General features: G+C 54.0%; 5 protein-coding genes. All 5 read left to right on the top strand.

Going from position 1 to position 6,243, the window contains the following annotated elements; all coding sequences use genetic code 11:
• The first annotated feature begins 24 nt into the window (after positions 1-24).
• Positions 25-750, top strand: a complete 726-nt coding sequence (locus J4F31_06430; protein ID MCE2496194.1) for a SprB repeat-containing protein — start codon at positions 25-27, stop codon at positions 748-750.
• A 60-nt stretch (positions 751-810) separates the two neighbouring features.
• On the top strand, positions 811-1,164 hold the full coding sequence (locus J4F31_06435; GenBank protein ID MCE2496195.1) for a hypothetical protein: 354 nt from the start codon (positions 811-813) through the stop codon (positions 1,162-1,164).
• Positions 1,165-1,235: 71 nt separating this feature from the next.
• Positions 1,236-2,108, top strand: coding sequence for a SprB repeat-containing protein (locus J4F31_06440; protein ID MCE2496196.1), 873 nt, complete (start codon positions 1,236-1,238; stop codon positions 2,106-2,108).
• 60 nt (positions 2,109-2,168) lie between these two features.
• A complete protein-coding gene (locus J4F31_06445) occupies positions 2,169-2,699 on the top strand; it encodes a T9SS type A sorting domain-containing protein (GenBank protein MCE2496197.1) in 531 nt (176 codons plus the stop codon).
• A gap of 68 nt (positions 2,700-2,767) precedes the next feature.
• Positions 2,768-6,243: S8 family serine peptidase (locus J4F31_06450; protein MCE2496198.1), on the top strand; the 3,476-nt coding region annotated here is incomplete at its 3' end.

Consider the following 6,243-nt stretch of genomic DNA (forward strand, 5'->3'; position numbering starts at 1 on the left):
GGCCAAAGCGATGGATCGGCGTTGGTGATCCCTACGGGTGGAATTCCACCGTACCAAGTGCTTTGGTCTACGGGATCCACGAACGACGCCATTGTATACCTTTCGTCCGGTGCATACGGGGTCACCGTAACCGATGACAATGGCTGCTCACTGAAGAATAACTTCAACATTCTCGTAGGCGTTGAGCTATTGACCTTGGCCGGAACCGAGTTCAACAGCCCTTGTGCAGGAGCTAATGCCGGGTCAGTTATTACGACCGTAAGCGGTGGAACTCTGCCATTTTCCTATACCTGGAGCAACGGAGCCACGACCCCTTCGCTCGCGGGTTTGGGTCCGGGTTCATACACGGTATGGGTTTCCGATGTCGATGGCCAAACGTACTTTAAGGCCTTTTTTATCCAAGAGCCATTCTCACCTTTGGCGATCTCAACCTTAACCGGTCCTGAATTTCCCATTGGTGCGGCGAATGGATATGCCAATGCCCTTGCCTCGGGCGGGGTTCCACCCTATACCTACCTATGGTCCAACGGCGCCACGACTACAAGTATCGATCAACTATCTGCAGCCACATATACCGTGACCGTGACCGACGACTACGGTTGTAGCGTCATAGCCTCCGATTCTGTTTACGGTGGCATTTTCCCGATTCAGTCCACATCGATCCTAACCAATCCAACCTGCTTCGGCTCCACCAACGGTTCCATCGAAATTGGCCCGAGCAGTGGACTTCCACCCTATCAGGTTCTTTGATCCGGCGGGCACACCGGCACGCTCGTAGGACCCTTGGCGCCCGGAACGTACTCCGTCACCGTGTCCAACCAAATCGGACAACAGTACACCGAAAGCTTTACCCTTACAGAACCCGCTCCTTTACAAGCTACTTATTCTGCAGTGCTCGAAACCTATCCAGGCTCGGCCGACGCCCAACTACAAGTCACTCCCCAAGGCGGAACCCCTCCTTATCAAATCCTGTGGTGGAACGGAAGTACAGCAAATAACTTATCCGGATTATCGGCGGGCAGTTATTCCCTGCACGTCGAGGACGCTAACGGATGCAGTGTGACAACACCGGTCAATATTACTACGGCCAATACCCCGGTAAAACTGCAGCCTTTCGTAAATCTGATCACTTGCTTTGGAACCGCTGACGGAGCCATAATCTGAACGTAATTGGTGGGGTATCGCCCTACTCCTACACTTGGTCCAATGGAAATGCAACATCATCGCTTTCCCAATTGACTGCGGGTACTTATTCAGTAACCGTTTCAGATCAGACCGGTCAAGTGGCCACCCAATCATTCCTTCTAACGGAACCAACGGCGTTGTCGCTAAGCACTTCAGCCACTCAAGAATCTTATCCGGGCGCGGCCGACGCTCAGAGGACCGCTACTCCAAGCGGTGGAACCACACCCTACAAAATCATTTGGCCTCAAGGGGGTTCGGGCACCTCGGTCACGGATCTTTCCGGTGGGACATATACAGTCACCGTGATCGATATCAACGGCTGTTCGGCTCAATCTACGGTTACCGTAACGGTCGCCAATACCGCACTTTCGATCCAGTCGAACACCACCGATCTACTCTGTAACGGCGATGGAAATGGAACGGCCAGTGTGAGTATTTCGGGTGGAGTACCACCTTATGTATATGCTTGGTCGACCGGTGACAGCACGGCTCAAGTTACCGGTTTAGCGGGCGGAACCTACTCCTTATCGGTGACCGACCAGGTGGGTCAAGAGCTGGTAACGAGCTACAGCATCATCGAGCCGCAGGCTCTGATAGACAATGCCACCGTGATACACGAATCGATCATCGGCAATAACGATGGCTTTATTTCGCTGGCGGTGAGCGGGGGTTCGGCGCCGTACACTTACATCTGGACGACGGGCGACAATACATCGAGCATTGGTCCGCTCGGTCCCGGGCCTTACGGCGTTACTGTGACCGATCAAAACGGTTGCTCGGCGCAGTTCCAGTACAACATCAATGCGGGGATTACGGTGCTTGTATCGCTTACCGGCTCCACACCGGTGACGTGCGACGGATTTAGCGACGGATCGGCCTCGGTCAGCGCTTCGGGCGGTCAACCACCTTATGCCTACACCTAGACCAGCGGACAAACCACAGCGACCATCGATCAGATCCCGGCCGGAACCTACAGCCTTATCGTGTCGGATGCGGCCGGACAAGAAAATGTGGAGTCGGTGACCGTATCGGAGCCACCGCTGCTTAACGTACCCGACACCTGTTTTCCCATTACGCTCGGATATGCCGCGGCTCAGCCCGTAAGTGGAACACCACCGTATAGTTATCTTTGGAACACCGATCCGGTTCAGGTTACCGACACCGCTTTCGGTCTCGCCGCGGGCACGTACTCCTGCGCCATCACCGATGCCCGGGGTTGTACTACAGTTGGGTCGTACGAGGTCGATGCGGTCGGATGCGGACTTTCGCTCGACGAGCTATGCCACCAAATACAACTCTATCCCAACCCGGGCACTGAGGCCTTTACCCTATCATCGGACCACCTGATGGAGCATTGTATCGTGCAAGACTTGCAAGGGCGCGCGTTGTTCGAGTCCTGCGAATCTACTCAGTTGCTGCGCATCGACACGCGCCATTGGCCTTCGGGAACATACCTCGTGCGCGTGAGCACCGCAAAGGGCTCGCAAGCATATCGCCGGGTTAAGAATGAATGATCACGGCAATCCGCCCGCTGCCTTCCGCCATATATTTCTTAAATTCCTGACCTTCTTACACATCCGACGTGAAAAACGCTCTACTCACCCTGTTTATATTTTTACTGCCTGCGGCAGGATTCGCACAATCGCTCCCCGGAACCGACCATGAACGCCTGCGGTTCCTCGCCGATTCCTTCGCTCAAGTAAGCGCTACTCAAAAAGCCGAAGCCATAGCCTGGGCGCTGGTCAACAATCGGCCCATTAGAACCGTGGGCCCCGACGGCACGGAAATCGAGATCATGCGCATCGAAAACGGATATCCCGTTTACTACACCACCGATAACGACAACGCGGCATTATCCACAAATACCAACGACCTCTGGAACGGCAGTTCGCTCGGACTCAATCTCGAAGGGCAAAGTATGTTCATTGGCGAATGGGACGGCGGAGCAGTGCGTGCTACACATCAAGAATTCAACGCGGGTGCCGGAAGTCGCGTAACTCAAGGAGATAGCCCATCGAGCACTTCCTGGCACGCCACGCACGTGGCCGGTACCCTCATGGCCGAAGGAGATGTCGCCAACGCACAGGGAATGGCGCCTCAGGCCGATCTGCACGCCTACGACTGGAACAGTGACAATTCAGAAATGAGTACGGAGGCCTCAGGCGGACTCCTCATCAGCAACCACAGCTACGGTACCATATGCGGTTGGTATTTCGACAGCCCCGATTGGTATTGGTACGGCGACCCCTCCGTTTCGAGTACCGAAGACTATAATTTTGGTAGCTACAACTCAGATGCACGTGCCTGGGACTTGATCGCAGAAGCGGCTCCCTACTACCTCATTTGTAAATCGGCCGGAAACGATCGGAACGATGATCATAACGGCACACACCAAGTCTGGTCGGGCGGTTCGTGGACCTCATCATCAGCGAGCCGTGATCCCGATGGTGGATCCGACGGGTACGATTGTATTGGGCCTGCCGGAACTGCCAAAAATATATTAACCGTTGCAGCCGTCAATGACGTCACACCAGGCTATACGCAACCTTCTGATGTCGGTATGTCGAGCTTCAGTGGTTGGGGCCCGACCGACGATGGACGAATAAAACCCGATATCTCCGGGAATGGAGTGGAGCTTTATTCCTGCGATAGCGATAACGATAGCGACTACATAAACAGTAGCGGCACCTCCATGTCATCACCCAATGTCGCCGGCTCACTGATCTTGCTCCAACAGTACTACAATAACCTCAATGGAAGCTACATGCGGTCGTCAACCCTGAAAGCACTGGTCATCCATACGGCCAATGAAGCGGGCTCGGCCGACGGTCCCGATTATGAATTTGGCTGGGGGCTTTTGGACGCCTCTGGAGCAGCAGAAGCGATCTCGAATACGACCGAAAACACCATTCTCGAACCCACATTGACGAACGGAAACACGTGGAGCTTGACCTTTACGAGTAATGGTATAGATCCATTTTCGGCCACCATGGCTTGGATAGACCCGGCAGGAACAGCACAAGGTGCCGTCTTGAATCCAACTACGGCTCGCTTGGTCAACGATCTCGATATCCGTATATCCGATGGAGGGGCCGGAGTTTGGTTTCCCTGGACATTAGATCCGGCAAACCCGTCCAATGCCGCAGCTACAGGTGATAACTTTCGCGATAACGTCGAAAAGCTCGAACCGGGAGTTTTGCCCGCAGGCACCTATACCTTGTTCGTGACACATAAAGGAACCCTTTCGGGTGGGTCACAACCTTTTTCTGTGATCGTAACCGGAGTGCCTTCCGTTCCGATCGCCGATTTCACCGCTAGCTCCACTTCAATTTGTTCAGGTGAAGCCGTCACATTTACGAATGCATCATCCGGAAGCCCAACGTCGTACTTGTGGAGTGTTTCTCCCAGCTCGGGATGGTCATTCGTTAATGGTACAAACGCATCAAGCGTTTCACCGCAAATACAATTCACCTCGTCGGGCTCCTTCACGATTTCTTTGACCGCGACGAACTCCCTCGGAAGCGACAGCGAAGTCAAATCCTATTACATCAGTATAATAGGCGAGCTCACCCTTCCATTTTCTGAGGACTTTGAATCATCTACGTCCCGGGACCGTTGGACCATTGAGAACCCCGATGGTTCCACGACTTGGACATTTCAATCGGTCAGCGGCAACGGCGGCTCAACTGCGGCCGGAATCGACAACTACAACTATAGTGCAGCGAATGTGGCCGTTGTGCAAGACCACCTCATTTCTCCGGTACTCAGATTTGCCGGCTTATCCAGCGTTTCGTTCTCCTTTGAATATGCCTATCGCCGATACACATCGAATTACCGAGATAGCCTCAGCGTCTGGATCAGCGCCGATTGTGGTGTTACATGGACTCGCTTGGCTAGTTATGACGAAAACGGGTCGGGAAACTTTGCCACGGGAACGGACGTCACAAGTCAGTTTGTACCCTCGAGCGCATCCGATTGGTGCGACGGCTCCAATTCTCCATCCTGCCCTAGTTTTGACCTTAGTGCATACGCCGGTCAAACGGGAATCCAAATCCGATTTACGAACCTTTCGGGTTGGGGGAACGACATGTTCATCGATAACATCAACATCACGGGAACTTCTTCGTCACCGCTCTCATTATCCGTGGGTGGGGCCGGTGAATCCTGTCCGGGAGAAATTGATGGAACGGCCTTCGTAAGCCCTTCGGGTGGTGTACCTCCCTACGTTTACCTCTGGTCAATAGGCACAACGTCTTCAGCAATTACAGGCCTTTCATCCGGAACGTACTCTGTAACCGTCAACGATTCAAATGGCAGCTCAGCTACTGGGTCCTACACCGTAAACGCCGCATCCCCAATTTCCCTATCCTCGACCTTGGTGAACCCAACTACACCTTCGAGCAACGACGGCCAAATTGGCGTTACGGCCTCGGGCGGAACCGGTTCGTACACCTTCAATTGGAGCAATGGTGCATCGGGCGGATTCAGTGTAGACTTCAGCAACCTCGCGGGGCTCGACGAAGGAACCTATTCGGTCACCGTAACGAGCGGCGGGTGTACCGAAACCGGGTCGTTCACACTGGAAGCCCCGTTAAGCGTTTCTACCGTACCAAGCGACAACAACATATGCCCGGAAGATTCAACCGGAACGATCCTCGTTTCTCCATCGGGCGGAACGGCACCCTATATCGTTCAATGGTCCGATGGCACCACGACCTACAGCAGAAACCTTCTGCCTGCCGGATCGTACACCTTGTCCGTTACTGACCAAGACGGCTCCAGCTATTCTGAAACTTTCAATATTGGGGGTGTGAGCGACTGGTCCGTCTCAAGCACCATCCAGAATGAAAGCGCTCCGGGCCAGTCCGACGGAACCGTTGGAATTAGTGTGTCGGGTGGAACGCCCACCTACACCTATTTATGGTCGATTGGTGCTAACACCTCATCGATCAACGGGCTCTCCTCCGGAACCTACACGGTCACCATCACCGATGGAAATGGATGTACCATATCGGAAACCTACATCGTATCCGCCGACGCTACACCGCTGATACTTCA

This window comes from Flavobacteriales bacterium, assembly GCA_021296215.1.
Taxonomy (GTDB): Bacteria; Bacteroidota; Bacteroidia; order Flavobacteriales; family ECT2AJA-044; genus ECT2AJA-044.